21 protein-coding genes are annotated in these 26,389 nt (G+C 56.6%); 9 read left to right on the top strand and 12 right to left on the bottom strand.

Annotation, left to right across the window (positions count from 1 at the left end; genetic code table 11):
- Positions 1–4: 4 nt before the first annotated feature.
- Positions 5–2,680: a TIGR03960 family B12-binding radical SAM protein gene (locus tag ACUZ9Q_RS07860; RefSeq protein WP_449247652.1), complete on the bottom strand. Its 2,676-nt coding sequence runs from the start codon at positions 2,678–2,680 to the stop codon at positions 5–7.
- Between the two features lie 162 nt (positions 2,681–2,842).
- Positions 2,843–3,184, bottom strand: coding sequence for a hypothetical protein (locus ACUZ9Q_RS07855; RefSeq protein ID WP_192111886.1), 342 nt, complete (start codon positions 3,182–3,184; stop codon positions 2,843–2,845).
- 101 nt (positions 3,185–3,285) lie between these two features.
- On the opposite strand from ACUZ9Q_RS07855, the gene rnc reads away from it, so the two are divergent.
- Entirely contained in the window at positions 3,286–4,029 is a 744-nt protein-coding gene (gene rnc / locus ACUZ9Q_RS07850; protein WP_449247651.1) for a ribonuclease III, read from the top strand.
- A gap of 116 nt (positions 4,030–4,145) precedes the next feature.
- Here the strand turns inward: rnc and ACUZ9Q_RS07845 are convergent, their stop codons facing one another.
- The 5 genes from ACUZ9Q_RS07845 to ACUZ9Q_RS07825 form a co-directional block, all read right to left on the bottom strand.
- Positions 4,146–5,054 carry a flagellin N-terminal helical domain-containing protein gene (locus ACUZ9Q_RS07845; protein WP_192111884.1) on the bottom strand — a complete coding sequence of 303 codons (909 nt, stop codon included), beginning with the start codon at positions 5,052–5,054 and terminating at the stop codon, positions 4,146–4,148.
- A 410-nt stretch (positions 5,055–5,464) separates the two neighbouring features.
- Complete coding sequence (locus tag ACUZ9Q_RS07840) at positions 5,465–6,193, bottom strand: amino acid ABC transporter ATP-binding protein (protein WP_192112092.1); 729 nt, start codon at positions 6,191–6,193, stop codon at positions 5,465–5,467.
- A gap of 20 nt (positions 6,194–6,213) precedes the next feature.
- Entirely contained in the window at positions 6,214–6,891 is a 678-nt protein-coding gene (locus ACUZ9Q_RS07835) for an ABC transporter permease subunit (RefSeq protein ID WP_192111883.1), read from the bottom strand.
- On the bottom strand, positions 6,884–7,633 hold the full coding sequence (locus tag ACUZ9Q_RS07830; RefSeq protein WP_022659398.1) for an amino acid ABC transporter permease: 750 nt from the start codon (positions 7,631–7,633) through the stop codon (positions 6,884–6,886). The genes ACUZ9Q_RS07835 and ACUZ9Q_RS07830 overlap by 8 nt, the downstream gene beginning before the upstream one ends.
- Before the next feature lie 106 nt (positions 7,634–7,739).
- Positions 7,740–8,651: a glutamate/aspartate ABC transporter substrate-binding protein gene (locus ACUZ9Q_RS07825; RefSeq protein ID WP_192111882.1), complete on the bottom strand. Its 912-nt coding sequence runs from the start codon at positions 8,649–8,651 to the stop codon at positions 7,740–7,742.
- Between the two features lie 867 nt (positions 8,652–9,518).
- Here ACUZ9Q_RS07825 and ACUZ9Q_RS07820 point away from each other — a divergent pair.
- The 3 genes from ACUZ9Q_RS07820 (at position 9,519) to ACUZ9Q_RS07810 (ending at position 16,568) form a co-directional block, all read left to right on the top strand.
- Entirely contained in the window at positions 9,519–11,210 is a 1,692-nt protein-coding gene (locus tag ACUZ9Q_RS07820) for a bacteriohemerythrin (RefSeq protein ID WP_227117892.1), read from the top strand.
- A 331-nt stretch (positions 11,211–11,541) separates the two neighbouring features.
- Positions 11,542–12,984, top strand: a complete 1,443-nt coding sequence (locus tag ACUZ9Q_RS07815) for a diguanylate cyclase (protein ID WP_449247650.1) — start codon at positions 11,542–11,544, stop codon at positions 12,982–12,984.
- Positions 12,985–13,232: 248 nt separating this feature from the next.
- Positions 13,233–16,568: an EAL domain-containing protein gene (locus tag ACUZ9Q_RS07810; RefSeq protein WP_449247649.1), complete on the top strand. Its 3,336-nt coding sequence runs from the start codon at positions 13,233–13,235 to the stop codon at positions 16,566–16,568.
- Between the two features lie 150 nt (positions 16,569–16,718).
- On the opposite strand, the gene ACUZ9Q_RS07805 is transcribed toward ACUZ9Q_RS07810, so the two are convergent.
- Genes ACUZ9Q_RS07805 through ACUZ9Q_RS07790 form a run of 4 tightly spaced genes read right to left on the bottom strand, consistent with a single transcriptional unit; the run spans position 16,719 to position 21,239 of the window.
- A complete protein-coding gene (locus tag ACUZ9Q_RS07805) occupies positions 16,719–17,543 on the bottom strand; it encodes a lysophospholipid acyltransferase family protein (RefSeq protein WP_192111878.1) in 825 nt (274 codons plus the stop codon).
- A gap of 2 nt (positions 17,544–17,545) precedes the next feature.
- On the bottom strand, positions 17,546–18,769 hold the full coding sequence (locus ACUZ9Q_RS07800) for a replication-associated recombination protein A (protein ID WP_215647903.1): 1,224 nt from the start codon (positions 18,767–18,769) through the stop codon (positions 17,546–17,548).
- A complete protein-coding gene (locus tag ACUZ9Q_RS07795) occupies positions 18,766–19,524 on the bottom strand; it encodes a 16S rRNA (uracil(1498)-N(3))-methyltransferase (RefSeq protein ID WP_192111876.1) in 759 nt (252 codons plus the stop codon). Before ACUZ9Q_RS07795 ends, ACUZ9Q_RS07800 begins: the two co-directional genes overlap by 4 nt.
- On the bottom strand, positions 19,521–21,239 hold the full coding sequence (locus ACUZ9Q_RS07790) for a hypothetical protein (RefSeq protein ID WP_192111875.1): 1,719 nt from the start codon (positions 21,237–21,239) through the stop codon (positions 19,521–19,523). The genes ACUZ9Q_RS07795 and ACUZ9Q_RS07790 overlap by 4 nt, the downstream gene beginning before the upstream one ends.
- Before the next feature lie 159 nt (positions 21,240–21,398).
- On the opposite strand from ACUZ9Q_RS07790, the gene ACUZ9Q_RS07785 reads away from it, so the two are divergent.
- The 3 genes from ACUZ9Q_RS07785 to ACUZ9Q_RS07775 all read left to right on the top strand — a co-directional run bounded on the left by ACUZ9Q_RS07785 (position 21,399) and on the right by ACUZ9Q_RS07775 (position 24,492).
- Positions 21,399–22,550, top strand: a complete 1,152-nt coding sequence (locus ACUZ9Q_RS07785) for a GAF domain-containing protein (protein WP_225529811.1) — start codon at positions 21,399–21,401, stop codon at positions 22,548–22,550.
- Positions 22,551–22,552: 2 nt separating this feature from the next.
- Positions 22,553–23,578 carry a rod shape-determining protein gene (gene mreB, locus ACUZ9Q_RS07780; RefSeq protein ID WP_215647905.1) on the top strand — a complete coding sequence of 342 codons (1,026 nt, stop codon included), beginning with the start codon at positions 22,553–22,555 and terminating at the stop codon, positions 23,576–23,578.
- A 125-nt stretch (positions 23,579–23,703) separates the two neighbouring features.
- On the top strand, positions 23,704–24,492 hold the full coding sequence (locus ACUZ9Q_RS07775; protein WP_215647906.1) for an inositol monophosphatase family protein: 789 nt from the start codon (positions 23,704–23,706) through the stop codon (positions 24,490–24,492).
- A gap of 130 nt (positions 24,493–24,622) precedes the next feature.
- Here ACUZ9Q_RS07775 and ACUZ9Q_RS07770 read toward each other — a convergent pair whose 3' ends face one another.
- Complete coding sequence (locus ACUZ9Q_RS07770) at positions 24,623–25,138, bottom strand: NUDIX hydrolase (RefSeq protein ID WP_215647907.1); 516 nt, start codon at positions 25,136–25,138, stop codon at positions 24,623–24,625.
- Between ACUZ9Q_RS07770 and rimI the strand changes: the two genes are divergently transcribed.
- Together rimI and tpiA are read left to right on the top strand one after the other, a co-directional pair.
- Positions 25,137–25,595, top strand: coding sequence for a ribosomal protein S18-alanine N-acetyltransferase (gene rimI, locus ACUZ9Q_RS07765; protein ID WP_225529810.1), 459 nt, complete (start codon positions 25,137–25,139; stop codon positions 25,593–25,595). The two genes, ACUZ9Q_RS07770 and rimI, sit on opposite strands and share 2 nt — an antisense overlap.
- A gap of 14 nt (positions 25,596–25,609) precedes the next feature.
- The gene (gene tpiA / locus ACUZ9Q_RS07760) at positions 25,610–26,374 is read left to right on the top strand and encodes a triose-phosphate isomerase (RefSeq protein WP_297144411.1); all 765 of its coding nucleotides are present in this window, start codon (positions 25,610–25,612) and stop codon (positions 26,372–26,374) included.
- Positions 26,375–26,389 lie beyond the last annotated feature (15 nt).

Genomic DNA, 26,389 nt, shown 5'->3' with positions numbered 1-26,389 from the left:
ATGGTTACTCTGGATAGGATTGACCGTCCGCAAATATCTGCGCTGTTTTAAGCAAGCCTATGCGCTGGCGCAGAATTTCGGATGCTCCCAGGGGTTCAAGCACTGCCATGCAGAAAACCAGAGGAGACAGGTATCCGTTACTCCAGTCTGCCACAAATGTCACGGCCTCCACCTGGCCCGTTTCACTGGTCTTTGTTGACCAGTCGCGCAACATCAGTCGGATATCTGCCGTGCGCGGGCCTTTCTTGGTATCGCGCGTGAACATGCGCTCGGACAGCTCGGCAAATTCGGCAAAGCAGCGGGCTGCCGCTGCGGTTTCTTCCTGAGTGGGCATGCGCAGGGTAAAGGCTTCGGCAACGGCCTGTTCTGTGCGGCGGCTTTTTTCCACAGGCTCCACCCGCAGCACGTTCATGCCGGGGGGCAGCAGGGGGGCCAGGCGCGCGGCGACTTCTTCCGGCGGCAGATTTTTGTGCAGGGTAAGGGCAAACCACTCGGCCTGGCTTTCCACGCCCACAGGCAGCGCGCGGCCAAAGGAGAGCAACGGCATGGGGTGGAAGCCCTGCGAAAATGCCAGGGGCATGGCAGCCCTGCGCAAGGCGCGGTCAAGCACAGCCTGCAATTCAAGCTGGCTCAGATATGCGCTGCCCCCGGCCTTGCTGTGCCACAGGCGGTACTGGGCCGCCTTGACGGTCAGCTCCGCAGTGATCTTGGGCGGGCGGCTGGTTTGCGGACGGCAGACAAGGCGGCCTTCCTCGTCCAGGGTAGGCGCGTGGGCCATCTGGTCGCGCTGCGGCAAAATAAGCCTGTTGCGGTGCAGGGGCTGGCCGGGTTCGTCCGAGTCCGCCGGGGCGGATGCGTGTTGCATGCGCGAAGGGCCAGCCTTGGTGTCGCATGCGCCGCACTGGCGGCACGCGCCGTAGCGGCAATCATCGGTAATTTTTTCCGTCAGGGCGCGTTCGCGTTCACGCAGCAGAAATTCCTCGGAAATGCCAGCTTCAAGGTGGCTCCAGGGCAGGGCTGCGCCGGGTTCGCGCGGGCCTGTGCATTCCTGCGCGCTGATACCGCACTCTTCAAGAGCTTCAAGCCAGGGCGGCAGAGAAAAATGTTCCATCCAGCTCGTAAACACAGCGCCCTTGCGGTAGGCCTTTTCCACCACATCGGCCATACGGCGGTCTGCGCGCGACAAGACCCCTTCAAGGTGACTCATGGCGGGTTCGTGCCAGCGCAGCTTGAGGAACTTCTGCCCCTTGAACTGCGTCCGCACCAGATTGACGCGGCGCTGGATTTCATCCTGCCCGATCTGCGGCACCCACTGGAAGGGCGTGAAGGGCTTGGGCACAAAGGGTGAAAGGGCGGCTGTCACCTGTAAGCGGGGGTTGCCGCGGCCAGCGGCATCGCGAACCTTGCGGCAGATATCCGCAATGGCAGACAGGTCTTCATCCGTTTCTGTGGGCAGGCCGATCATGAAGTAGAGCTTTACAAGCCGCCAGCCGTGTTCGACCAGTTTCTGCGCGTGCAGCAGCAGGCCTTCTTCTGTAACGCCCTTGTTGATGACATCGCGCAGGCGCTGGCTGCCGGCCTCGGGGGCGAGAGTCACGCCAGTGCGGCGCAGATCGGCCATGCGTTCAATGATTTCGTCATCAATGGAGCCAACGCGCAGCGAGGGCAGGGAAAGGCTGATCTGTTCGCGGGCGCAGCGGTCAAGCACACCGAAACTCAGGGTCTTCAAGGCGGAAAAGTCGCCCGTGCTCAGAGAAAGGAAGGAAATTTCGTCAAAGCCCGTTTCGTTCAGGCATTTGGTCAGGAGTTCATTGATATTGTCGAGCGAGCGTTCGCGTACAGGGCGATACACCATGCCCGCATGGCAAAAACGGCAGCCGCGTGTGCAGCCGCGCGCGATTTCGAGCGAGAGGCGATTGTGGACAGCGCCCACAGGCACAACCTGCCGCGTGGGGTAGGCCGCATTGTTGAGGTCGGCCACAATGCGCCGGGTGGGGCGCTGGTAGTCATCGCGCAGTGGCTTGAGCGGGAAAATGGGCGCGCCTGCGGCGTCAAATTCCTGCTGGAAAAGGGACGGCACGTACACGCCGGGAATAGTGCGCGATTGCAGCAGCATTTCATCGCGCGTCCAGCCCTGATCCAGAGCTTTTTCAAGCATGCGCAGCACGTCCGGCAGGCTTTCCTCGCCGTCGCCGAGCACCATGATGTCCACAAAGGGGGTCAGCGGTTCCGCGCTCAGCAGCGCGCCGCCGCCAGCAATAACCAGGGGGCATTGGGTGAGGCTTTTCGGCCTGTCTGCCGTGCGCAGCGGGATGCCTGCCAGATCAAGCATATAGAGCACATTGGTGTAGCAGAGCTCGTGCGTGATGGAAAAGCTCAGGCAGTGCATGTTGCCCAATGGCGTGTCTGATTCCAGCGTGGCCAGCGGCGTATTGTGGGCGCGCAGAATTTCTGCGGCTTCCTTTTCAGGCGCCATGACGCGCTCTGCCCACCAGCGCGGTTCGCTGTTGACGATATTGTAAAGAATTTTTTGTCCAAGGTAGGACATGCCCACATCATAGGTATCGGGAAAGGCCAGAGCCACGCGCAGGCGTACGTCTTCGGGGGTCTTACGGCAGGCGTTGTCCTCAATGCCCGCATAGCGGCTTGGTTTGGGCAATAGGGGCAGCAGTGGGCGCATGTCTATCCTTGTGTGGGTTGGAGAAAAGGCGAAGGGTGCAAAAAGGGCGGCGTTTTGCGCCGCCCCAAGAGTGATGGCAAACCCCGTTTCTCGGGTATTGCGCCATCAGAGTCGGCAAAGCCGCCGGGCGCAAAGGGGTTTGCTGCAAGAGTTCTTCTTGAATTACTTGATAAGGCCGCTGCCGGAACCACCAAAGGGTTCGGAGCTGAACTGCATCTTGCCGAGGCCGCCGGCCACGGTCAGATTGGTACAGGCTTCGATGTACTTGTCCTGCAGTTCCTTGGGGGTGTTGGCATAGCGGTAGAGGAAATTTTTTCCCTCAATGCTGCCCGTAAAATCAGGTTCAAAGGGATAGCCGTAGGGCAACAGCATCATCTGCACACCCTGCTGGGTGGGGACAGTCTGAAGGGTGGCCACCTCGTTAAGGCAGTCCTTGTCGGCGTCATACTTGCCGATGATCAGTTCGCCCGTCACCAGCTTCATCAAACGGATATCATAAGCCATGCTCAACTCCTCGGTAGTCGTTGGTTTTACCTAGGCATTGGTGCAACGCATGTCAAGGTATTTTATGTTGCCAACAGTTTTGAAATGACTACAGTACGGGCATGCAGAATTTTGACGCACCCACAAATACAGACCCCGAAGCAGCGGCCAAAGTGCTGGAACCAGTGCTCGGGTATGTCTTTACAAAGCCCGCGCTGCTGGATCTTGCCCTGACGCACAGCTCGTGGGCCAATGAATGCGGCACAGGGCAAAACCATAACGAACGCCTTGAATTTTTAGGCGATGCCGTGCTTGAACTGTGCGTCTCAGCCCAGTTATATCGGCGGTTTCCTGATGCTCGCGAAGGCGAGCTGACCAAGATGCGGGCGCATCTGGTGAGCACCGTAAGCCTTGCGGAGCGGGCACGAAAGATTGGGCTTGTTGCCTTGCTGAAACTGGGAAGAGGAGAAGAAAGCCAGGGGGGCCGTAATCGCGACGGCGTGTTGAGCGATGCGCTGGAGGCTGTGCTTGCCGCCGTGTATGAGGACGGCGGTTTTGCTGCCGCCCAGAGCGTGGTAGCGCGGCTTTTTGCTGACCGCTGGCCCACGGCTGCAAGCAAGACCATGCCCAAGGACTATAAAACGAGGCTTCAGGAAGCTTCGCAACAGCGCTTTGGCGAAGCGCCGCTCTACACCCGCATGGGCAGCCAGGGGCCGGAGCATGCCAAAATTTTTGAGATAGCCTTGCGGCTGCCGGATGGAACCGAATTTGCCGCCACTGGCAGCAGCTGCAAAAAGGCGGAACAAAATGCCGCCCAGCAGGCGCTTGCCGTTCTCGAGTCTACTGCAATACCAAAAAAGAACTGACAAATCCCCCAATATGCCGCCGCGAAGCATGCGGGCATAATCGGGATTGTCCCGGCCCGGGGGCACAGCCCCCGGGCCTCCCATCTTTGGTCCACCACAGCCTAGTTTATGATGGCCTAACCGCCGATAAGCTTCATGGCCATCTGCGGCAAGGAGTTGGCCTGCGACAACATGGCCACCGCAGACTGGGTGAGAATCTGGTTGCGGACAAAGGACGTCATTTCTGTCGCAACGTCCACGTCGGAAATTCGGGATTCAGCAGCCTGGAGATTTTCAGCCTGAGTGTTCAGGTTGGTAATCGTATTTTCCAGGCGGTTCTGCACCGCGCCAAGGTGCGCGCGGATTTTATCCTTGGACACAATGGCCTTCGTAATGGCCTCAAGCGACTGCTGCGCGGCCTGCTGCGTGGAAACCGTGCCGCCCGCCCGCAATGTGTTGGTGGCGGTGTCATAGGCCTGGTTGCCAACGCCAAGGGCAGATGCGGTGGTGCAGCCGATGGTGATATAGTAATAGTCTTCGGCAGAATCGTTGCCGGTGCCAAAGTGAACCTTCAGCTTGCCGGAAGACGTCATGCCGCTGCCATCGTGCGAGTCAGAGGACAATGTGCCGTTCAACAGGTGGATACCGTTGAAGTCGGTGGCATTGGCGATACGGGTAATTTCCGAAGCCATTGCCTGGTACTCGGACTCGATCATCAGGCGCTGCGTGGAGTCATAGGTGCCGGTGGCTGCCTGTTCCGCCAGTTCCTTCATGCGCGTGAGCTTTTCATCGATGATGCCAAGCGCGCCGTCGGCGGTCTGGATCATGGAGATAGCGTCGTTCGCGTTGCGCGCGCCCTGATGCAGGGTGGTTATGTCGGCGCGTTGCAGTTCTCGAATTGCCAGACCCGCGGCATCATCAGCGGCGCTGTTGACGCGAAGGCCAGACGACAAGCGCTGCATGGATTTTCCCAGTGCCGAGTAATGCGCATTTAAATTTCTGGCCGTATTGTCGGCCATCATATTATGGTTAATGACCAAAGACATGGGACACCTCCTGGTGGTTACTAAGCTGTACTCGCCAAGATGCAATCCATGTGCCAATAAAAAAAGTTATTATAATTTATATAGTTACAAGATTAAAATCGTGGAGGGAAATTTTTTCCCTCCCTGAAGAGGAATTTTTGACAGTATATTAAGGCAGTCGCACAAACCACTTTGCCTGCTTCAGAGGCGATGGAGCGAATGCAGCCTGATGCTCATCGCTGCGGCACGTCATCCTTATGCGTTGGCAGCGCAGGCAGTTATCACTTGCAGGCCAACCTGATAATCCATTGTGTATATGCATCCTGTTATGGCTGCGGTGGGCTACGCAGCAAGAAGAAACCCCGGCCTGTTCCCACATGTACTGGGAGCAGGCCGGGGTTATGCCGTTAACAGCGCCCTGAGGCGGCGTATTAGTGCGGAATGATGTTGGCCAAAAAGTCCTTGGCGCGCTGGGTTGCCGGATTGTCGAAGAACTTGTCCTTGGGGGAGTCTTCGAGAATCTGGCCGCTTTCCATAAAGAGAACCCGGTTGGCGACCTTGCGGGCAAAACCCATTTCATGGGTAACGACCATCATGGTCATGCCTTCGTAGGCCAGCTCAACCATGACATCCAGCACTTCGTTAATCATTTCCGGGTCGAGTGCGGAGGTCGGTTCGTCAAAAAGCATGGCCACGGGATCCATGCACAGGGCACGGGCAATGGCAACGCGTTGCTGCTGCCCGCCGGAGAGCTGTGAAGGATACTTTTCCGTCTGCTGTTCAAGGCCGACCCGCTTGAGCAGCATGTGGGCCTTTTCCATCGATTCTTCGCGGTTGCGCTTAAGCACCTTTTCCTGAGCCAGAACAAGGTTATGGATGATGTTCAGGTGCGGAAAAAGCTCAAAATGCTGAAAAACCATGCCAACGTGGCTGCGGAGCTGGGCAAGGTTGGTTTTTTTGCTGGTCACTTCTGTGTTGTTCACAAAAATTTTGCCAGACTGCACGGGTTCAAGGCCGTTCACGGTTTTGATCAGCGTGGATTTTCCCGAACCGGAAGGCCCGCATACCACAACAACCTCGCCCTTGTGTATGCGCGTGCTACAGTGGCTCAGCACATTGAAGTCACCGTACCACTTGGATACGTTTTCCAGAATGATCATGGCTTCATCGGTGGGATTAATCATTGATTGAGTCTCTTTTTTACCATGGTTACGGTGGCTGAAACGCAGAGGCAGACCACAAAGTAGCCGGATCCTGCAATCAGTACCATATCAATTTCATAGCCTGTTGTTTTGCCAATGTTGGAAGCGGTGCGGAAAAAGTCGGCAAGGCCGATGATGTACACCAGGGCGGTATCCTGAAAAAGAATCATGCCCTGGGTCAGCAGCAGGGGCGTCATGACGCGGAATGCCTGCGGCAGGATGACATAGGTGATTGTTTGCGACTTGGTCATGCCAAGCGCAAGGGATGCCGCGTACTGGCCGCTGGAAACACTACGCATGCCCGCGCGGATAATTTCTGCATAGTAGGCCGCCTCAAATGCGGTAAAGGCCACTATGGCGGAAACAAGCCGGATGTCTGTTTGCGGCGAAAGATTGAAGAACGAACTCAAAAACTGCGGCACAATGAGGTAGAACCACAGCAGCACCATCACAAGGGGGATGGAGCGGAAGCAGTTCACATAGGCGGCGGAGAGCCAGCGCATGGGCGCGTAAACAGAAATGCGCGCCACTGCCAGCAATGTGCCTATCACCATGCCAAAGGCAATGGCGGTAATGGTGATCTTGAGCGTTACCAATGCCCCCTGCGCAAGCAGGGGCAGGCTCTGCTGGATGATGCTCCAGTCTATGCTAAACATTTTTGCCTCCTGTGCTCATGGAGGGCAAACGCATTTTGTTCTCCAGCAGTTTCATGGAACGCATAACCACAAAATTCAGGAAGGCGTAGGCAAGCGTAACCGCAATGAACGATTCATACGCGTAGCCGGAAAATTCCAGAAGGCGGTTGGCCTGCGCGGTCAGTTCGATAAGCCCCACAGTTGAAGCAACTGCGGTGTTTTTGACCATATTGAGCATTTCGGAGGTCAACGGCGGAATGATAATGCGGTAGGCATTGGGCAACAGAACGTGACGATAGGTTTGCGGCAGCGTAAGGCCAAGGGCCAGGGCTGCGTAGCGTTGCCCGCGCGAGAGGGCCTGAATGCCAGACCTGACCTGCTCACAGACGCGCGCACCGGTAAAGAAACCCAGCGCGCAGGTGGAAATGACAAAAAACTGGATGTTGGGGTTCAGTTCTGCCTTGAACCATACGCTTGCTTTGTAGGGCAGCAGGTCGGGTGCTGCAAGGTACCATATGAAAAACTGAACGATAAGAGGTATGTTGCGAAAAACGGTCACATAGGCTGCGCCAATGTTGCTCAGAATCTTGTTGGGCAGAGTGCGGAGAATACCGAAAAAAGAGCCCAGAAGAAAAGCCAGAATCCAGGCACAGACAGACAGGGCCACTGTCGTCAAAAAGCCGTCCACCAGCCAGCTAAAGTAGGTGACGTTTCCGAACGGCGCCTGCTCAAAAAAAATGCCCCAGTTCCAGTTAGCCTGCATTCGTTGGTTCCATCCCTGTGTAAAAAACGTATCTCATGGTGCAGCGGGCTTAAACGCATGCCCGGGAGCGCCCGCTTGCGCCTGAAGCTCCCGGGCATGCCTAAAATCAGTTCAGGGCCTTATCGTTGGGGGCCTTGAAGAGAGCCTTCATTTCGTCAGACATTTCAAAATTCATGTTCATGTTCTTGGGCGGAATGGGCTGCATGAACCAGCGGTTAAAGGACTTTTCGGCATTGCCGTTGCTCTGTTCCGCAGCAATCACGTCGTCAAGAAGCTTCTTGAACTGCGCGTCGCCCTTGCGCACCATGCAGCCGTAGGCTTCAAAGCTCTGCGGGGTTCCCACGATGATCCAGTCAGCGGGCTTTTTGGCCTTGGCGCGTTCGCCGGCAAGCAGGGCGTCATCCATAAAGAAGGCCACAGCGCGGCCAGATTCCACAGTGCGGAACGCATCGCCGTGGTCTTTTACGCTGATGATGTTGATGGCGAGGCCCTTCTCGTCATTCATCTTGTTCAGCAGCTTTTCAGACGTGGTGCCGGAGGTCACGGCAACGTTCTTGCCCTTCAGGCCGTCAAAGTCCTTGATGCCGGAGTCTTTGTTGACCAGCAGGCGGGTGCCGATGATAAAAAAGGTGTTGGAGAAGTCAACCTGCTGCTGACGTTCCAGGTTGTTGGTGGTCGAGCCACACTCGAAATCAAAGGTGCCGTTTTGCAGCAGGGGAATGCGGTTCTGCGAGGTGATGGGCACAAAACGCACCTGGAGGTTGGGCATGTTCAGCTGTTTTTTAACGGCTTCCACGACCTTGTTGGAATAGTCCTGTGCGTAGCCGATAACGTTCTGCTGAAGATCGTAGTAGGAAAAAGGCACGGAAGATTCACGGTGACCCACAACAATCACGCCGGTATCCTTGATTTTTTTCAAGGTCCCGGTGAGTTCCTCTGCCTGCGCCTGACCGCCCTGAACAGAGGTCAGCAGAAGCAGAGCCGCCAGAGCGGACAAAATGGATTTCTTCAGCGCCATGGTTTCCTCCTGGAATGGCATTTACGGAAGACGGCGCCCCGTTGCCAATTAGCAGCGCCGCCGAAGAAAACTACCCGGAAAATGGTGTTTGCCAAACCCATAAAAGCCAAGCCCCGCAATCAGTAACTACGGTGCTCTGGTTTTAATGGGGTGCCGTTGTGCAAGTGCACGTCCACGGCAAACAGTTTCCCTGAGTCCCTGCCAGAGTGCAGTGTCTGCGCTCATCGGGCGCGCCGATGCTGGCAGGCAAGAAAGCCGGGTGCGCTATCATGGTTCAGCGCACGCCGCTTCACGTTGCTGAGAACGGTACGCGGCAACCGGCAAAGAAAAATACATCAAACCATGCGGCGCTTGGCGGTGCATGATCCATCGCTGACTGGTGCCTTGGGGGGGAGGCGTCGCTGCGTTCTTGAGCAATTAAATGATGCGAAATGTATTCGCAAAATTTTACGTCACATGTTCAGGCGGTTACCCCTGCGGGTAAAAAGCGCTCGCGCCTCACAGGCGGGCGTTTGCTCGCACAGCCTTAGGAGCGATTGCAAGGTGAAATCGCTCCTAGAGTGCAGGAACCACAACCAGTTATGTTTGCGGCAGAATACCTGCATCAAAATTTTCATTAAAATACCTCGGCATCATTATAAATATTAGCCCTGGTGTCAATATGACATCCACTTGCGTTGACCTCGCGCGTGCTGTCCTCCGAATTTTGGGCAGACGCATAAATGTAACATTTTTTTCAAGATTGGCGCTATTGGTGCTGCTTGTGTTGTCCGATAAACGATAATATGATCGTTCTGCTTGGTTTTCTGGGAGGCTGTTTTTTTCAGCCTCGGGCACAATTATCCGTTTTCCGACAAGGGTGGGTTTATGGTTTTTATTTCCCATGCATTTGCTTTGGCCATGCTGGTTATTTTGGCGGTTGTTGGAAAAATTGACGGATTGTTGTGGCTTGCTTTGGGCGGTGCGGCTGCCTGCCTGGTGGTTGATGCAATTATGTGGCTGCGCGCCCTGGCCGAGGCAAGGCAAATGCGCGAGCTGATGGATGACGTAGCAAGCGGCGCTGGCGAATCCGGCGGCGCCAATAATCAGGAACGCCTTGCCTATTGCATTGGGCGGCTGCGTTCGGCAGAAGATAACCTGGCTGCCGAGCGGCAACGCACAGCCGGCCTTGAGGCCAGCAATGCGGCGCTTCAGGCAAAGCTGCAAGCGGCGCAGGCCGAAAATGCAGCCTTGAGTGAGAAATTTGAAAAGGGCGATGCCGTGTTGCACAAGGCGCATACTGTTTGCGCCAAACTCTCTGCCGAAGCCCAGAACCTTGCGACCCTGGTTACGGAAGTGAACCAGGGGGTTGCCGTGCAGCGCGACCGCCTGAACGAAACCGGCGGCGCTATGGACACGGTCTCTCAGGGGGCGCACGAATCATCCATGCGCGTGCGCGAGATTTCTGAGAACGCGCAAACAGCCAGCGGCAGCGCATCTGCCAGCAAGGAGCAGGTTGACGGCGCTGTTAATTCCATTGAGCAACTTAAAGATACCATTGTGCAGCTCAAGGAAGCCATGGCGGGGCTTGGAGAAAAAGCCAGCAATATCGGCAAGGTGATGGCTGTCATCAATGAAGTTGCCGACCAGACCAACCTGCTGGCCCTTAACGCAGCCATTGAGGCGGCCCGCGCTGGCGAAGCCGGGCGCGGTTTTGCCGTTGTGGCTGACGAAGTGCGCAAACTGGCAGAAAAAACCATGGGCGCCACGCGGGAAGTTGAAGACGCAGTGAAGGCCATTCAGCATGAGGCCCACCGTAATGCCGAAACAGTGGATGCCGCCGCGCGCCTCAGCCTTGAAGGCGCGAGTTCCGCCTCTGTGGCTGGCGAGCGCATGCGCGAAATTCTGGAGACCATGTCCGGCACAGCCCAGCATTTGCAGGCTGTGGCCGCCACTGCCGGGGTGCAGTCGGAAAATATTGAAGACGCCAATAAAGCCCTGGACGAAATCCGCATAGTGGCGGAGCAGACCTCTGGCAATATGAAGGTGTTCACTGCTGCGCTTCTGACATTTCAGGGCGGCATGGAAGAGCTGGACATGATTGTAAGCGCCCTGGCAAGCGGCGACTATGATCGTGCATCTTCAAATAAGTTTGTGCAGTGGACGCCTAATATGGATCTTGGTATAAATGATATAGACAGCCAGCATCGCCTGCTTGTTGACTATATTAATGATCTTCACAGCGCCATGACCAATAACAGCAGTGCGCAAGAGATGCTTGGCATTCTGCGCAAGCTCCGCGATTACACCAGTACACACTTCAGGGATGAAGAAAAGCATTTTGTCCACTCCGATTACCCCTCCACCAAGGAGCATCTTCAGATTCACAGGGAATTTGAGGCCAAGGTCAATGAAGTGGAGCAGGGCATCAAGCAGGGAACAATAACCCTGAGCATGGATCTGCTTTCGTTCCTTAAAGACTGGCTTGTGCAGCACATCATGGGCATGGATGCGCAGTACGCGCCCTATGTCAAAAAAGCTGCCAGGCTTGGCACGACCCGCAAGGGGCGTGTTGCCTGATTCCACTGTTTCAGCAGTTTGTTAACGGCCCGTTCCGGTTCAGGAAAGCGCACTAGCCTGCGGCTTCCTGAACCGGAACGGGCTTTTATTATGCGGCAGGCGCAGGCTCTCTCCGCTCATGCCTGTGACGTTCGGATTTTGGAGAATAGCGTGGATCCTTCTTCCACCATTGCAGGACTGACAAAAATCATTCATATGCAGATGGTGGAATGATCGTTTTGCCGTGGCGGACCGGCCGCAAGTACTGCTTTGATTCGCACGTTTTTATGGCTGTGCATGCAAGCGGCCTTGCCCTTGCACAAAGCGACAATAGTCAAGTCTGGGGGAATGGATGCCCATCCAACGCGCTGCCGCAACCAACCGCGTCATCAAACTATTGTGCAGCGGGCTTGTCTGGCTTTTTTTGCAGGCCTTGCCCGGCATGGCCTGCGCTTTTGATACCGCGGTGTCGCATCTCGGTGATGTGGCCCTCACACCCACCGAGATGGCCTACCTGCGTGAGCACAAAAAAGTTACCCTGTGCGTTGACCCTGATTGGGTTCCTTATGAGCAGATAGACGCATCGGGCAAACACGTGGGCATTGCAGCCGATCTTCTGGCGCTGGTTGCGGACAGAACAGGCCTTGAGTTTGAGCTGGTGCGCACCGCCGACTGGAATGAAAGCCTGGCTTTTTCCAAAAGCGGGCAGTGCAAGGTGCTGAGTTTTCTCAACCAGACCACTGAGCGTAGTGAATGGCTTATCTTTACCTCGCCCCTGTTCAGTGACCCCAACGTGTTTATAACGCGCGAAGAACATCATTATATCTCTGACCCGGCAGCGCTTGAGCACGAATCCATTGTCTTTCCTGAAGGCACGGCAATGGAAGGTTTGATCAGGGAGCGGTATCCCAATCTTGAGATCAAGCTTGTGCGGTCAGAAGATGAAGCCATGAAAATGGTTTCAAGCCGTCGCAGCTCCATGACCATGCGTTCCCTGATGGTGGCCGCCTACACCATACGCACAAATGGGCTGTTCAATCTGAAAATTGCCGGGCAATTGCCCATGTACATGAATCACCTGCGCATTGGCGTACGCAAGAGTGATGTCATCCTGCGCAATATTCTGGACAAGGGCGTGATGTCCATAACACCGCAGGAACGGGGAAGGGTGGTCAATCAGCATATTTCCATCAATGTGCAGTCAGCCATCAACCCCATGTGGTTTCTTTTTGGCGGCGGGATTGGCGCTGTCATCGCCTTGCTCTGGGGCTACTGGACGTACCGGCTGTGGCGGCTGAATGCTGAGCTGCTGCATATTTCCAATACCGACAAGCTTACAGGCCTTGCCAACAGGCAAAAACTTTCTGGCGATATGGCCGAGGCCATGCTGCGATCGCACCAGCGGGAACTTCCTCTTTCCGTGCTGTTGCTGGATGTGGACAACTTCAAAAATGTCAACGATACCTTCGGGCATCTTGCTGGCGACGGCGTGTTGCAGGCCCTGAGCGCCCTGGCTGTAGATGTTCTGCGCCAGCAGGATATTGCCGGGCGTTGGGGTGGGGAGGAGTTTCTTGTGCTTTTGCCAGAAGCCGATGCCGATAAAGCCGGGGAAATTGCAGAAAAACTTCGCCGCCGGATTGAAGAGTTCAGCTTTGCAGACGGGCTGCGTTGCACCGTGAGCATCGGCCTTGCAGAGATGCGCCCTCATGATACTCAGGACAGCCTGATCCACAGAGCGGATACGGCGCTTTACCATGCAAAAAGAATGGGGAAAAACAGAGTCTCTGTGGGCTGATTTTTTGTGTGTTTGAGGTTTTAAAATGCGTAATTATGTGATATCAGTTTATAATATCGGGTCATGAACTTGCTTGGAACAATGATTTGGAGTAGATTTATTGCTATAGGTTTTTAGTTTCCATATTTCCGTAACAGCCGTGTGCAGTTCATTTTTTGTTTAAACGCCGCATGGTCTCCTTCGCCTCCACTGGCTTCCATCTGTTCCGTTTTTTGGGAGTTGACGCATTCTGCCGCTGTGGGGTTCATATGACTGATTCCCAGCCAAACCTTCGTTCAGAGTCTGAACGCAGCAAGTCATCCCGGCTGCATTCCCACAAGCAGCTATGGGTCATTGCCACAATCAATTTGCTTGTTCTGGGCATTATTATTTTTGCGCTGGTGGGCAGCAGGCAGCAGGAACTCGACAAGGCCGCCAACACGCTGGAAAGCGTTTCCCGATCCATTGACGATGTTCTTTCCTGGCGTTTTGAGAAGATCAATCTTGCCCTGCTGGGCGCGGTTGATGAAGCGCAACAGCAGGCACTGCGCGGCGATGTTTCCTGGGAATGCTTTGAAGCCTATGGCAAAAACCTTGATGAACGCCTGCCGGACACCCTTGGCTTTTTGCTGACAAATACGCAGGGACGAGTGGTATACGCTTCTCCCCGCGCACTTTCTGGTGAGATGTCCATCACCAACACCGACCACTTTGTTCAGTTGCGCAATAATCCCTCCTCTGGGCTTGTTATTTCCCACCCTTTTTACAGCCAGTTGTGGACGCGCCCCATCATTGTGCTTTCCATGCGCTATTTGTTGCCCGATGGTTCGTTTGGCGGCGTTGTGGCCTGCGCTGTCTCCATAGATATGTTTTCGGACATCATGGCTTCAGCCGTCATTGTGGGTTCAAGCGCCGTGGCCACCCTGTGGGATAAAAAGCTGGGCCTTGTCACGCAGTATCCGCGCGGGCGTTTCTGGCTTGACGCCAAACCATCGCCCCCGTTGCGAAAACTTATTGAACACGACGCCGCTCCAAGCATCTACCAGCACAGGCGTGCAGATTTTGGCGATAAAAAAAGGATCGCGTTTTATCGCAAGCTTAGCCAATGGCCCCTGTATCTTTCTATTGGCCTGTATGAGCAGGCCGTTCTCGCCAAATGGCGTCAGGACATTTTTTCACTGGGTTTTTTATGGATAGTCTGCGTGTTTATCTCATTCTGGAGCGGTATTAGCTACACCCGCCAGCTCAAGGCACTTGAATTGGGCGAAAAGCGCTACAAAGGCCTTTTTGACAATATGCAGGCAGGCATGGCCCTGTGCGAGCCGGTCTTTGCGCCAGATGGGAAAATTTGCGATTTCAGGCTGGTTGAGATCAACCAGGCCTACTGCGACGTATTCAAGGCGGAGCGGGAAGACGTTATCGGCAAAACACTGCTGGAAAGAATCAGCCCCAAAACCAGCGAAACAGCCCGCTGGGTGAATCCGCTCATAGTGACTGCGGAAACCGGCGACCCGTCTCATTTTGAATTTTACCTTGCTGGCAACAACCTGTGGGCGGATATTGTTGCCTATCGCTCAGAAGTTGGAATCATAGCATTTTTATGCACTGACATAAGTGAAAGAAAATTCGCTCAGGCGCGGGCAAACCGTATTTCACAAATGTACGCTGCGCTCAGCAGATGCAATCAGGCCATTGTGCGCTGTTCTGGCAGAAATGATCTTTTTGCTGAGGTTTGTCGGGCTGCTGTTGAAGCTGGCGGCATGAAGGGAGCCTGGATCGGCCTTGTTGAAAAGCAGACAGGCAACGTGCAGCCCGTTGCATCATTTGGCCTGAGCAATACCGATCTGCAAAAGCTCGACATATCTGTTTGGGCGTCTGACCCCAAAGGGTCCGGCCCAACTGGCTGTGCAATCCGAAACAACGAATCTGTCTGGTCAGACGACACCACAACTGACCCCAGGCTTGCGCCCTGGTGGCAGCTTGTGCGCAAAACGGGTTTTCTTTCTGTTGGGGCGCTCCCCTTGCGCCAACGGGGAGAAGTTGTTGGAAATTTGACGCTCTACGCCGATGATGCCGGAACCTTTGATGCAGAGGTGCGCGAGCTCTTGGGGGAAATGGCCCTGAACGTCAGTTTTGCGCTGGATAATTTTACATGGGAAGAAGAGCGCCGCCGCAACGAAGCCCGCATCAATGAGCTGGCCTACTATGATCAACTGACCGGCCTTGCCAACCGTCCCCTGCTTACTGACCGCATCCGGCAGGCAGTTGCGGTGGGCATGCGCACGGACAAGTTCAGCGCGCTGCTGTTTATTGACCTTGACCGGTTCAAGACGATCAACGACACGCTTGGTCACGCGCACGGCGACAATCTGCTCAAGCAGGTTGGGCAGCGCCTGCTTGCCATTGTTCCGGCAGATGACACGGTGGCGCGCTTTGGCGGTGACGAGTTTGTCTTGTTGTTGCACGGGCTGTCGGGCAACAGCGAGGAAGCTGCGGAGGCCGTGGCGCTTATCTGCCGCAAGATTCTCAATGCCGTTCGCGAGCCAATTCTTGTGGAGGGCATCACCTGCAACTGTACAGCCAGTATTGGCGTTGCCCTGTTCGGCAAGCAGAGCATCACTCCAGATGAACTGCTCAAGCAGGCGGATCTTGCCATGTATCAGGCTAAAGACGCCGGAAGAAATACCGTGCGGTTTTTTGATCCGGCCATGCAGCAAACCGTCATGGAGCGCATAGAGCTTGAGCGGGATCTTGAGGAAGCCATTCGCCTTGAGCAGTTTGTGCTGTATTATCAGCCGCTGATTGACCTGGATGACAACGTGTTTGGCGCTGAAGCGCTGATTCGCTGGCAGCACCCCAAGCGCGGTATTGTATCGCCTGCCGACTTTATTCCCCTTGCAGAAGAAAACGGCATGATTGCCCGCATAGGTGCATGGGTGGTGCGGCAGGCGTGCAGCCAGCTTGGACGCTGGGCTGTGATGCCCGAGTTTTCAAATCTGACAATCGCCATCAACGTAAGCGCACGCCAGTTCCGCGAAAGTGATTTTGTACGGGATGTTACGGCAGCGGTGCGGCAAACGGGCATTGACCCAAGCCTGCTGAAGCTGGAGCTGACCGAAAGCCAGCTGGCTGTGAACATGCAGGAAATCATATCGTCCATGGTCGAGCTGAGCAATCTGGGCATCCGGTTTTCGCTGGATGACTTTGGCACCGGCTATTCGTCCATGGCGTATCTCAAGCTGCTCCCGCTGGATCAGCTCAAGATTGACCGTTCATTCATTCGCGACCTGCTCACTGACCCCAACGATGCCGCCATCGCCAGCATCATCATCGCGCTTTCGCAAAGCCTTGGTTTAACCACCGTGGCCGAGGGCGTGGAAACACGCGAGCAGAAAAGGGCTCTGCTGAACATGGGCTGCACGTTGTTTCAGGGGTATCTGTTCAGCGTGCCGCTGGCGGTGAAGGACTTTGAGCGGTATCTGGCGCACAGAAACGCAGCGGCAGCCGCAGAAGGGCATGGTAATCGGGCCGAGCAACCCGAGAGCGCTGAACAGACCGAAAGCACCGAACAGGTAGCGGAGGGCGAGGGCAGGGGAGCCGCCTGAGCGGGGAGAAAAAACTTCAGGCGGGGCAATATTCAGGCCTGTTGCACGCATTGCCATGCCTGAAAAGAATTTTGTGCTTCAAAAAATAACAAGGGCGGGGTAAACCCCGCCCTTGAACGTCATATCCGCAAAATAGCCGTAAAAATCTGGCTACTGGTTGATGCCGTCCAGTTGCAGCCATTTGCCGAGGTGGCTTTCAATATGCTGGCAGATTGCCGCCTGTTCTTCCTTGCCTTGCCCGGCAATGGTGAGGGGGCTTGCAAAGGTGTAGCGTATGGTCAGGCCGGGTTTGACCGGGCCAAGTTCCTTGATTTTTTTGCCCTGTCCCCAGGCGTCGGTTTTGAGGGCCAGCGGCACAATGGGCACTCCGGCCTTTTTAGCCAGCTTGACGCCGATGGAATTGAACTGCTGCGGATTAAACTCGCGCGAGCGGGTGTGCTGCGGAAACACAATGATGGAAATGCCCTTTTTCAGGCGCTCCAGCCCGCCGTTCAGTACGGCTGCGAGGTCTTCACGCGGATTGGTGCGCCCAACCACGATGGGGTCGCGCGAGCACATCACCGGGCCAAAAAGCGGCATGGTGGTGAGGCTTTTTTTGACCACAAAGGTCACCTGGCGGCGGGGCCGGATCATGGCCGGGAGCATGAATGTTTCCAGCGTGCTCATGTGGTTGGCCACAAACAGGCAGGGGCCGTCCACAGCTTCAATGGCGTCCATGCCTTCAATCTCGATGGGGCAGCCTATGCGCTCCACAAGGTCTGCCACCCACGCGCTGGCATATACCCAGGCGGCATCGTCGCACTGCCCCTTGGACGCTCTGGAGCACAGCCAGCGCACTGGGCCGAGAAACAGGCGGCTGTAAAAGCTGAGCGAGGGCATCATACGGCTGAAAAAGCCCGCACTGGCAGGCTGACTGCTGTATGTGTCACCCGTAAGAAACTTGGCTTCAAATGCGCCGTCAACAAAGGGGTTCATGCCTATTCGTCCGTTTTTTTGATTTTATGCAGTTTGCGCCACCACTGGCTGAGGCGCGGTTCTTCGCCGTTGTCGCGCGGCTGGTAGAACCTGCGTCCTTCCAGTTCTGTCGGCAGGTATGACTGCTCGATCCACGATTCCGGGTAGTTGTGGGGGTACTTGTATTCCTTGCCGTAGCCCCATTCCTTGTGCAACTGGGTAGAAGGATTGCGCAGATGCAGCGGCACCGGGCGCGTCCCGTTGAGTTTGACCTCGCGGGCGGCGTTGAGATAGGCCGCGTATGAAGCGTTGCTCTTTTTTGCAAGTGCCAGATAGGTGACGGTTTCCGCCAGCGGAATAAAGCCTTCCGGCATGCCCACAAATTCCACGGCCTGCTGACAGGCCACGGCCAGCCCCAGAGCGTCCGGGTCGGCAAGCCCCACATCCTCGGAGGCGGAGAGTATCAGGCGGCGGCATACAAAGCGCGGGTCTTCGCCGCCTTCAAGCAAACAGGCCAGATAGTACAGGGCCGCATCCACATCGCTGCCGCGAATGGACTTGATGAGCGCCGAGGCCAGTTCGTAGTGGTTGTCGCCATCCTTGTCGTGGCGGATGAGCACCTCGGGCAGCGCCGCCTTGATATGCTCCAGATCGCGCCTATCTTCCGGCAGGGCGCCCACATATTCCACAAGATTCAGCAGGGTGCGGGCATCGCCGTGCGAAACCCCGGCCAACAGGTCGGCCACATCATCTGTCATTTCAAGCTGCATGTCTTTTGCGCCGCGCCGGGCAAGCTCCATAAGCTCAGGGCGGCCCAGGGGCCGCAGCCGCAGCACGTGCAGGCGCGAAAGCAACTGCCGCGTGACGCTGAACGAGGGATTTTCCGTGGTTGTGGCAAGCAGGGTCAGTTCGCCCGATTCCACCAGCGGCAAAAAAAAGTCCTGCTGCGCCTTGGAAAAGCGGTGCAGTTCGTCCAGCACAAGAATTTCCACACCTGTGAGCGAGCGCCGCAGGTGCTGCAAGCCAGCTTCGGGCGCGCTCAAGCGCAGATAGGGCTTGCCGGATGATTTGGCCAGTAGCAGGGCAAGGGTTGATTTGCCGCAGCCGGGCGGGCCGAAAAACAGCAGGCTGGGCAAACGCCCGGACTTCATAAGTGAGCGCAGGCGGTCGCCAAGATGGGTCTGACCAAGAAAAAGCGCCAGATCATCGGGCCGCATGCGCTCCGGCAGCGGCTTGCTTACGGTCACTGTCCGCTCCCTTGGGCGGCATCGGGCTTGCCGTAAAGCTGCGAACCCCACCAGTGCAGGCCAAGACAGAGCGTTGCGGCTGTCTCACAGCGCAATACGCGCGCGCCAAGGCTCACGGCGGTAAAGTGGGCGGCTTTCAGGGCTGCCAGTTCCCGTTGCGAAAAGCCGCCTTCGGGGCCGATCACATAGACGGTCAGGCCGGGCTGACCCGCCATTTCCGGGGTGAGCATGTGCACACCGTCCTGGAGTTCCCAGGGCAGAATGCGGTGGTCGGCAGCGTGCGAAAGATGGATGAGCTGGTCCACGCCGCCCGAGAGGGCGCGCACTTCGGGCAGCCAGGGGTTGCCGCTCTGCTTTGCCCCGGCAATCATCTGCCCAAGGCAGGCTTCTTCTGCGGCGGCAGAAAGTTTGCCCTGGCTGTGGTCGCCCTGCCACAGCCATACGCCGTGCGCGCCAAGCTCCACGGCCTTTTCCATAAAAAAGCCGCGCCGCACGGCCTTGCTGTAGGCCAGCGCCACAATGGCCCGCGAATGCGGAGCAGGGGTGACAGTTTCAGAAACGCGCTGGAGCTGCACGTTTTTTTTGCCCACCTTGCACACCACAAATATGCCCGAGCGGCCCCGGCCATCGAGAAGCCCCACTTCGGTGCCGGATTCCGCGCGCAGAACCTGCCCCAGATGCCGGGCTTCCTGCCCTTCAAGAAGAGGTGTATCGCCCCAGTGTTCAGGGGCCAGATAAAAAAACGGTACGCTCATGCCACCACGTTTTCCTTGCCGCTGCGCGCCTTGCGCACAGCCTTGAACCCGTCCTGCAATGAAACAAGACGTCTGTAATTTTTACGGATTTCCTGACCAGCCGGGGTAAGGGTGTCTTCCGGCGGTTCAACGTATTTGCGTTGCAGATAACTGTCGCGCAGGATTCTTTCCACACAGTCTATCACGGCGTCAACCAGGCCGGGGAAGAAACTGACGATCTCAAACTTCAGCTCGTTGAGCAGGTTCAGGGCCTCGCGGAACATCTGTTGGTAGGTGATGCGCGCGCCCTTGAAGGTGCGCTGGCACAGGTCTTCCAGTATGCGCACGCGCCGGGCCTGCTGGATGTAGCTGAACCGGGTGCAGACTTCCTGATACAGTTCGCGCAGGTTTTCAAAGGCCTCGTCATTGTCTGGCGAAAAGAGGTAGTTGGTCAACACCTTGCTTACATTGGAGAAAAATTCATCACTGTAGCTGATCATGCGGCGCTGATGCTTTGTCAGCCAGCTATAGAGGAATTTGAGCCGCTTTTCGTGCGTGCCCGTGTTTTCCACCACCTCGGTGCGCTTGTAGATGATGCGCCCCGTGTATTCGCCGCGCACAATGTCGTTGAGGCGCAGGAACATGTTGGAGGTGTCCTTGATGATGTTAAGCCCTGTGAGCGCTTCGCCCGTAATGGGGTGCAGCACCTCCTGCGCCACCACGGAGAGGGCGCGGTCCTGCCGCACGTTGCTGGCGTCAAAGGTGTGCTGGCGGTATTTGATGCGCAGAATGACCACCCGGCGCGGCTTGTCCAGAAAAAATCCATCGCGGTCAATGGCGCTCAGCGCTTCGTCCTGATCGGCGTCCACAGCCACAAGGGCCACTTTTTCCAGCAGGGGGTAGCGCGTGTTTTCGCCATTGGCCATGTAGGTGGTAATGGTTCTGTCCGTCTGCCCCAGCACGCGCAGCAAAAAACGCTCGCCCATCTTGTGCAGCTTGCGGGCAAAAAGCGCGCTCGAGGTGCGGCGCTCTGAAACTATGGGGAAGCCGTAAAGCTCCATGAGGTACTGGTACACAAACATGCGGTTGCGTTCGTAAATATCGCTGTCGCCATATACGAACTTGCCGATGCGGATGCCAAAACGCTTCAGTTCGCTGTCGATATCCGAAGGAAAGGAAGCGAATATCCCGGCCAGATGAAACTGCTTGTCCGCGCCCCAGGCCAGCACGTGCGCCCTGTCCATGCTGAGCAGGTAGGGCATGAGGGCAGGGTAGGTTTCGAGCACAACCGTGTCTGTCGAGCGGAACTGCTGGCGAAAAATATCCTGATGCACACGCGGCAGCCGCGAGGCCAGGGTTTGCAGGTTCTGCACCATGACCTGATTTTCCAGCGGGCAGCATGCGCCGTCGCCTTCGGTAATTACGGGGTGCAGGCGGTCGAACTGAAAAATTTCTGAAAAATAGTCGAGCTGGCGGGCAAAGGCCACCATGGCAAAGCCGGGCAGCTCTTTGTATTCAAACATGTCGTTGTCAAACGAGGGCAAAAGCTCGCGCGCTTCCACAAGGGGGTAGTTCTTGTTTTCCTGATAGGGTTTGACAAGACACAGGCGGATATGCACGGCGTCGAGCATTTTCTTGAGCTGCGGCAAATCGCTTACGGCAATCGAAGAGGACAACTGGGTAGCGTCCTGCCAGGGCAGACCGTCCTTGCTGAATACCTCTTGCCATTTAATCATCCGCACATCCCTTATAGAAATTTGTTATTTACTACCTGCTTTTCAGAATATTTTCCAGTGGGAATGATGCAGGTTCCCCGAAAAACGGCATCAACCGGGGCTGCCAAGCCCGATATCAGGGGTGCAGGCGCTGCCGGCAAAGGCCTCGGCACCGGAACAATGAGCACGAGCAGCGCAAAAGAAGTTGCGGCGGCGCAGGCCCTTTGCTACAAGAAATGCGTTACCCGAGAGCCGTCACGCCTGTGGGCGGCATCACCTCAACCCCATGTGCCCATGACCGCCAACTCTGTTGAAAAGCATATTCTGAGCATCGTTTGCAGCGTTTTTGACGCTTATTCCGTAGTCCTTTTTCTGCCTGATGAAGAAGGCGAAGCGCACCACCTTGCGGCTGCCTTCAGCCTGGGTGAAAGGATAGCGTCCAACGCATCGGTGCTGCCCGGCAAGGGCCTTGTCGGCTGGATTGTTCGTAACCGGCAACCTCTGCTTGTGCCGAATTTTGATCAGCGCCAGAGCAACCTTGGCTACTACACCGGTGGCGAAGAGGCCAATATCAAGGCCTTTATGGGCTGCCCTGTGCCCACTGGCGGCGCGCTCTGCGTTGACAGCAAGCGGCAGTACTCTTTTTCAGACAAAGACCACAAGATCCTGCAAATGTTTGCAGAACTGATCTCGCGCCAGCAGGGTTCCACGGGGCGGCAGGAGCTTGCCGGGGATATTCCGCGTTATTTTGCGGAATTATCCGTTATTCAGGATCTGCGCTTTCGTTACAAGCGCTGGCCCCAGTTTTTGCAAAACTACCTGCGCATCATGGTTGAAGCCACGGGTTTTGACTACTGCGCCTTTGCCTCGGTGGACGAACCGGGCGAAACATATTGCGTTGAAAGCGAATCAGCCCGCCTGCTGCTGACCGGCGAAGAACCGCTTATCCTGCCCATGGGCAGCGGCATAACAGGCTGGGTTTTCCGCAACGATCAGCCGGTGATCGCTGAAGGCGTCGAAGGCGCGCCCGCCACTGTGCTGTTTGGCAAACTACCGGATATGCCCGATTTTCAGGCTGCCATCTGCATGCCGGTTATGGTCAACAAGAGCACGCGCGGCGTCCTTTGCCTTGCGCACACCAATCCCCGCCAGATAGACGAATCCCTGCGCAGTTTTGTGCGTCAGTCTGTGGATCATCTGGCCCTGTTCCTGGAAAATCTGTATCTCAAAATGCGGCTCAGAACCATGTTGCCCCGAGCACGGGTGCACAACGACGGCCCCCAGGCCTATGACCCCGACACTGCGCCCATTCCGCCAACAAAAGAATACTAAACATGATGTTACGGCGTTTCTTCAGATTCTTGTCAAAAGACATTGCCATGGATCTTGGCACTGCCAACACCCTGCTTTACACCAGGGCGGATGGCATTGTGATCAATGAACCATCGGTGGTGGCCATAGACACGCACAAGAATTCTGTTCTCGCCGTAGGCGCTTCAGCCAAGGAATATCTGGGCCGCACTCCCCAGCGCATCAAGGCCGTGCGCCCCATGAAGGACGGCGTCATCGCCGACTTCGACATCACCCGCGAAATGATCTCCTACTTTGTGCGCAAGGCCATTACCGGGCTGCGGCTGGTCAAGCCCTCCATGGTCATCTGCATTCCAACGGGCATCACCCAGGTGGAAAAACGCGCGGTCATTGATTCGGCCATTCTGGCTGGTGCTGCCGATGTGGCTATGGTCGAGGAGCCAATGGCCGCGGCAATTGGCGCAGACCTGCCCATTCACGAGCCTCTGGGCAATCTGGTGCTCGACATTGGCGGCGGCACAAGCGAGGTGGCTGTTATCACCATGGCGGGCATTGCCAATGCGCAGTCTGTGCGCGTGGCGGGCGATGCCATGAATATGGCCGTGCAACGCTATATGCGCGATGTTTTCCGCATGGAAGTTGGTGACAATACTGCGGAAAACGTGAAGAAAATTCTTGGTTCCGCCATGCCCATTCCCAATGCGCCGGTGCTCGAAGTTTCGGGCAAGGATCTGGTGCGCGGCGCGCCACGTGTGGTCAAGGTTACGGAAGGCCATGTGCGCGAAGCCCTGCGCGAGCCTGTGCTGGCAATCCTTGGCGCAGTAATGCGCGCCCTGGAAAAAACGCCGCCTGAACTGGCTGCGGATATTTACCGCAACGGCATGCTCATGGCGGGCGGCGGTTCGCTGCTCAAGGGGCTGGATCAGTTTATCGCCAGAGAAACGCGCCTCAAGGTTTTTGTGGACAAAGACCCACTGACCACCGTGCTGCGCGGTACGGCCCGCGCCATGCTTGACCGTCAACTCTACCACTCGGTCTTCATTAACTAGCTGCGCCCCGCGCCTCTTGCCGGGAGGTTGCGAAATCCATCTGTCAAAACAATATCTGCTGCGGGGCGACCAGCCCTGCGGCGTCTGTGCGTGGTATACACAGCCTTGCGCACAAAGGGATAGCCATGTTTGCATCACAGGATATTTTGCAGGGATGTCTGGAAATTGTGCGCCAGAGCGGCGACATCGTGCGTGAACACTGGGCAAAGCCCAGCAATGTGCGGCACAAGGGGCGCATTGATCTGGTCACGCAGACCGACCTGGCTGTGGAAGCCTTTTTGAAGGAAAAACTGGCAAACCTTGTGCCCGGCGCCGCCTTTATGGCAGAGGAAAGCAGCGAGAGCGAGAAGGAACCGGACGGCCTGTGCTGGATCATCGACCCTGTGGACGGCACTACCAATTTTGTGCACCGCATCCCGCAGGTTGCTACCTCGGTAGCGCTCTGGAACAAGGATCATGTGGAGCTTGGCGTGGTCAACATTCCCATGATGAACGAATGCTTCAGCGCGCAGCGCGGGCAGGGCGCGTACCTCAACGGCGCGCCCATAAGCGTGAGCAAGGCGGAAACCCTTGGAGATGCGCTGGTGGCCACGGGCTTTCCCTATGACTTTAGCGGGCGACTCGACAGAATACTGGAACGCCTTTCCCTTGTGCTGCCCAAAAGCCAGGGCCTGCGGCGCATAGGCGCGGCGGCGGTGGATATGGCCTATGTGGCCTGCGGCAGGCTGGATATGTTTTATGAAGAAGGCCTGAAGCCCTGGGATTTTGCCGCTGGCCTGCTGCTGGTGGAAGAAGCCGGGGGCAGGGTGACCAATTTGCGCGGCGAGGCCCTGCATTTTGGCGATGTGCTCATGGCCTCCAACGGGCTGGTGCATCAGGAGGCTGTTGATCTGCTTGGCCCCACGGCCGTATAAGAACACAGCGTGGCACGGCCTGAGCAGAGCGTTCACGAAGTGTGCGCAGGCCCAGCGAGTTACGCTCCTGCCGGGCAGGTTTTTCAACTGGCAGGCTTTTTACGGGTAAATTGAGGGCGTGTGAAGCAGCTCAGCGCGGGCGCACAAGGCCAGCCTGCACCGCCTGCCGCAAAAAGGGCGAAAGCAGTTCGCCAAAGTGTACGCCTAGGCCCCGCAGTTCGTCATAATCGACCAGCATGTGCTGATCCGGGTCACGCACGGCGGTGGCAGCCAGCGAGGCGGGCATGCGGCCTTCATACAGCGCCACAAAGGCGTTGAAATTGTCCGGCCCCGGCGGGGAAACGCCGAGCGCCAAAATGCGCCCCTCGTGGTTCCAGTCGTTTCTAAACAGCTCCTGCGCCTTGTGCTCGCTTGATTGCCCGGCGGGCAGCCGCCCGAAGGACGAAAATCCCCAGCCAAGGCCAGGGCGGTGCGTCAGCAGGGCGCGGCCAAGGCGGTCGCGCACAAGCAGGCCCACTGCCCGGTGGCGCAGGTTCTGCCTCAGTATGTCCTCGCCGCGCATGATGCACAGTGGTACATTGTTGTGATCCACAACCTCCTGCAAGTCAGGAGAGTTGCCTAATGAAGGATAAAGGCTGATTTTCATGAATGCTTCCACAGTGCGGGACGAACGCCTTCAGATGCTTGGGCCGCAGCATGCCGCCGCTATGTACGAGATTGAGCGCCAGTGTTTTCCTCTGCCCTGGTCAGAAGAGCAGTGCGCTGCCGCCTTTGGGCAAAAGGCTTTTTCGGCACTGGGAATGTTTCGGCATGAGGCGCTGATTGGCTATATATCAGTATATCACACGCTGGATGAACTGGAAATACTCAATCTTGCAGTTTTGCCGGATGAGCGCCGCAGAGGCCACGGGCGGCGTATATTGGGCGTGGTCTTGCGCCTTGCGCGTAAAATGGCTATAAACAAAATCTTGCTTGAAGTCAGAGTGGGCAACAGGCCCGCTATTTGTCTGTATGAGAGTTGCGGCTTCAAGCGAGAGGGCGTGCGCAAAAAGTATTATACCGATACTGGCGAAGACGCGCTCATTTATCTTTGTTCCATCTGATCCTTGAGGACGCCATGCAAAAAATATTTGCCGCCAACTGGAAGATGTATAAAACCCGCGCACAGGCTGCCCAAAGCGCAAGCGATCTGGCCAAAGGCCTCGGGCATATGCCTGCGGGGCAGGATGTGGTTGTTTTTGCGCCCTTTACGTCCATAAGCTGCGTGGCGGACGCTTTTAAAGGCGTGGCGGCGCTTTCGGCGGGCGGGCAGAACTGCTATCCCGCAGAAGAAGGGGCTTTTACTGGCGAAACTTCGCCCGCCATGCTGCTTGATGCTGGCGCAAGCTGGGTGCTGACCGGGCATTCCGAGCGGCGGCACATCATGGGAGAGGACGATGCCCTGGTGGCCCGCAAAACAATTTTTGCCCTTGAGCACGGCCTCAAGGTGCTGTTCTGCATTGGCGAAACCCTTGACGAGCGCGAAGCTGGCAAGCTGAACGCCGTGCTTGAGCGCCAGCTTGCCGCTGTTTTTTCGGCCATGCCCGAGAGCCTTCGCGGCGCTGCCCTTGTGGGCAAGCTTGCCATTGGCTACGAGCCTGTGTGGGCCATTGGCACGGGCAAGGTTGCTGGGCCGGAAGAAGTGCTCGATGCCCACGCCGTCACGCGGGCCTTGCTGAAAAAACTTGTGGGTGAAACCGCAGACAAGCTGCCCATCCTTTATGGCGGCAGCGTTAAGCCAAACAATGCCGCAGGGCTTATGGCCCTTGACAATGTGGATGGCCTTCTGGTAGGTGGAGCGTCTTTAGAAGCGCAAAGCTTCTTACAAATTATCGGGGCCTAACCCCACTTCGGGCGC

The organism is Desulfovibrio desulfopostgatei (genome assembly GCF_053570645.1).
Note: the sequence above shows the minus strand (reverse complement) of the source record. Positions and strands in the feature narration are given on the sequence as shown.

Bases quoted from the DNA above. Each gene is read 5' to 3' on its own strand.
- ACUZ9Q_RS07860 (WP_449247652.1), bottom strand. From the start codon at position 2,680: ATGCGCCCACTGCTGCCCCTATTGCCCAAACCAAGCCGCTATGCGGGC.
- ACUZ9Q_RS07855 (WP_192111886.1), bottom strand. From the start codon at position 3,184: ATGGCTTATGATATCCGTTTGATGAAGCTGGTGACGGGCGAACTGATC.
- rnc (WP_449247651.1), top strand. From the start codon at position 3,286: ATGCAGAATTTTGACGCACCCACAAATACAGACCCCGAAGCAGCGGCC.
- ACUZ9Q_RS07845 (WP_192111884.1), bottom strand. From the start codon at position 5,054: ATGTCTTTGGTCATTAACCATAATATGATGGCCGACAATACGGCCAGA.
- ACUZ9Q_RS07840 (WP_192112092.1), bottom strand. From the start codon at position 6,193: ATGATCATTCTGGAAAACGTATCCAAGTGGTACGGTGACTTCAATGTG.
- ACUZ9Q_RS07835 (WP_192111883.1), bottom strand. From the start codon at position 6,891: ATGTTTAGCATAGACTGGAGCATCATCCAGCAGAGCCTGCCCCTGCTT.
- ACUZ9Q_RS07830 (WP_022659398.1), bottom strand. From the start codon at position 7,633: ATGCAGGCTAACTGGAACTGGGGCATTTTTTTTGAGCAGGCGCCGTTC.
- ACUZ9Q_RS07825 (WP_192111882.1), bottom strand. From the start codon at position 8,651: ATGGCGCTGAAGAAATCCATTTTGTCCGCTCTGGCGGCTCTGCTTCTG.
- ACUZ9Q_RS07820 (WP_227117892.1), top strand. From the start codon at position 9,519: ATGGTTTTTATTTCCCATGCATTTGCTTTGGCCATGCTGGTTATTTTG.
- ACUZ9Q_RS07815 (WP_449247650.1), top strand. From the start codon at position 11,542: ATGCCCATCCAACGCGCTGCCGCAACCAACCGCGTCATCAAACTATTG.
- ACUZ9Q_RS07810 (WP_449247649.1), top strand. From the start codon at position 13,233: ATGACTGATTCCCAGCCAAACCTTCGTTCAGAGTCTGAACGCAGCAAG.
- ACUZ9Q_RS07805 (WP_192111878.1), bottom strand. From the start codon at position 17,543: ATGAACCCCTTTGTTGACGGCGCATTTGAAGCCAAGTTTCTTACGGGT.
- ACUZ9Q_RS07795 (WP_192111876.1), bottom strand. From the start codon at position 19,524: ATGAGCGTACCGTTTTTTTATCTGGCCCCTGAACACTGGGGCGATACA.
- ACUZ9Q_RS07790 (WP_192111875.1), bottom strand. From the start codon at position 21,239: ATGATTAAATGGCAAGAGGTATTCAGCAAGGACGGTCTGCCCTGGCAG.
- ACUZ9Q_RS07785 (WP_225529811.1), top strand. From the start codon at position 21,399: ATGAGCACGAGCAGCGCAAAAGAAGTTGCGGCGGCGCAGGCCCTTTGC.
- mreB (WP_215647905.1), top strand. From the start codon at position 22,553: ATGATGTTACGGCGTTTCTTCAGATTCTTGTCAAAAGACATTGCCATG.
- ACUZ9Q_RS07775 (WP_215647906.1), top strand. From the start codon at position 23,704: ATGTTTGCATCACAGGATATTTTGCAGGGATGTCTGGAAATTGTGCGC.
- rimI (WP_225529810.1), top strand. From the start codon at position 25,137: ATGAATGCTTCCACAGTGCGGGACGAACGCCTTCAGATGCTTGGGCCG.
- ACUZ9Q_RS07770 (WP_215647907.1), bottom strand. From the start codon at position 25,138: ATGAAAATCAGCCTTTATCCTTCATTAGGCAACTCTCCTGACTTGCAG.
- tpiA (WP_297144411.1), top strand. From the start codon at position 25,610: ATGCAAAAAATATTTGCCGCCAACTGGAAGATGTATAAAACCCGCGCA.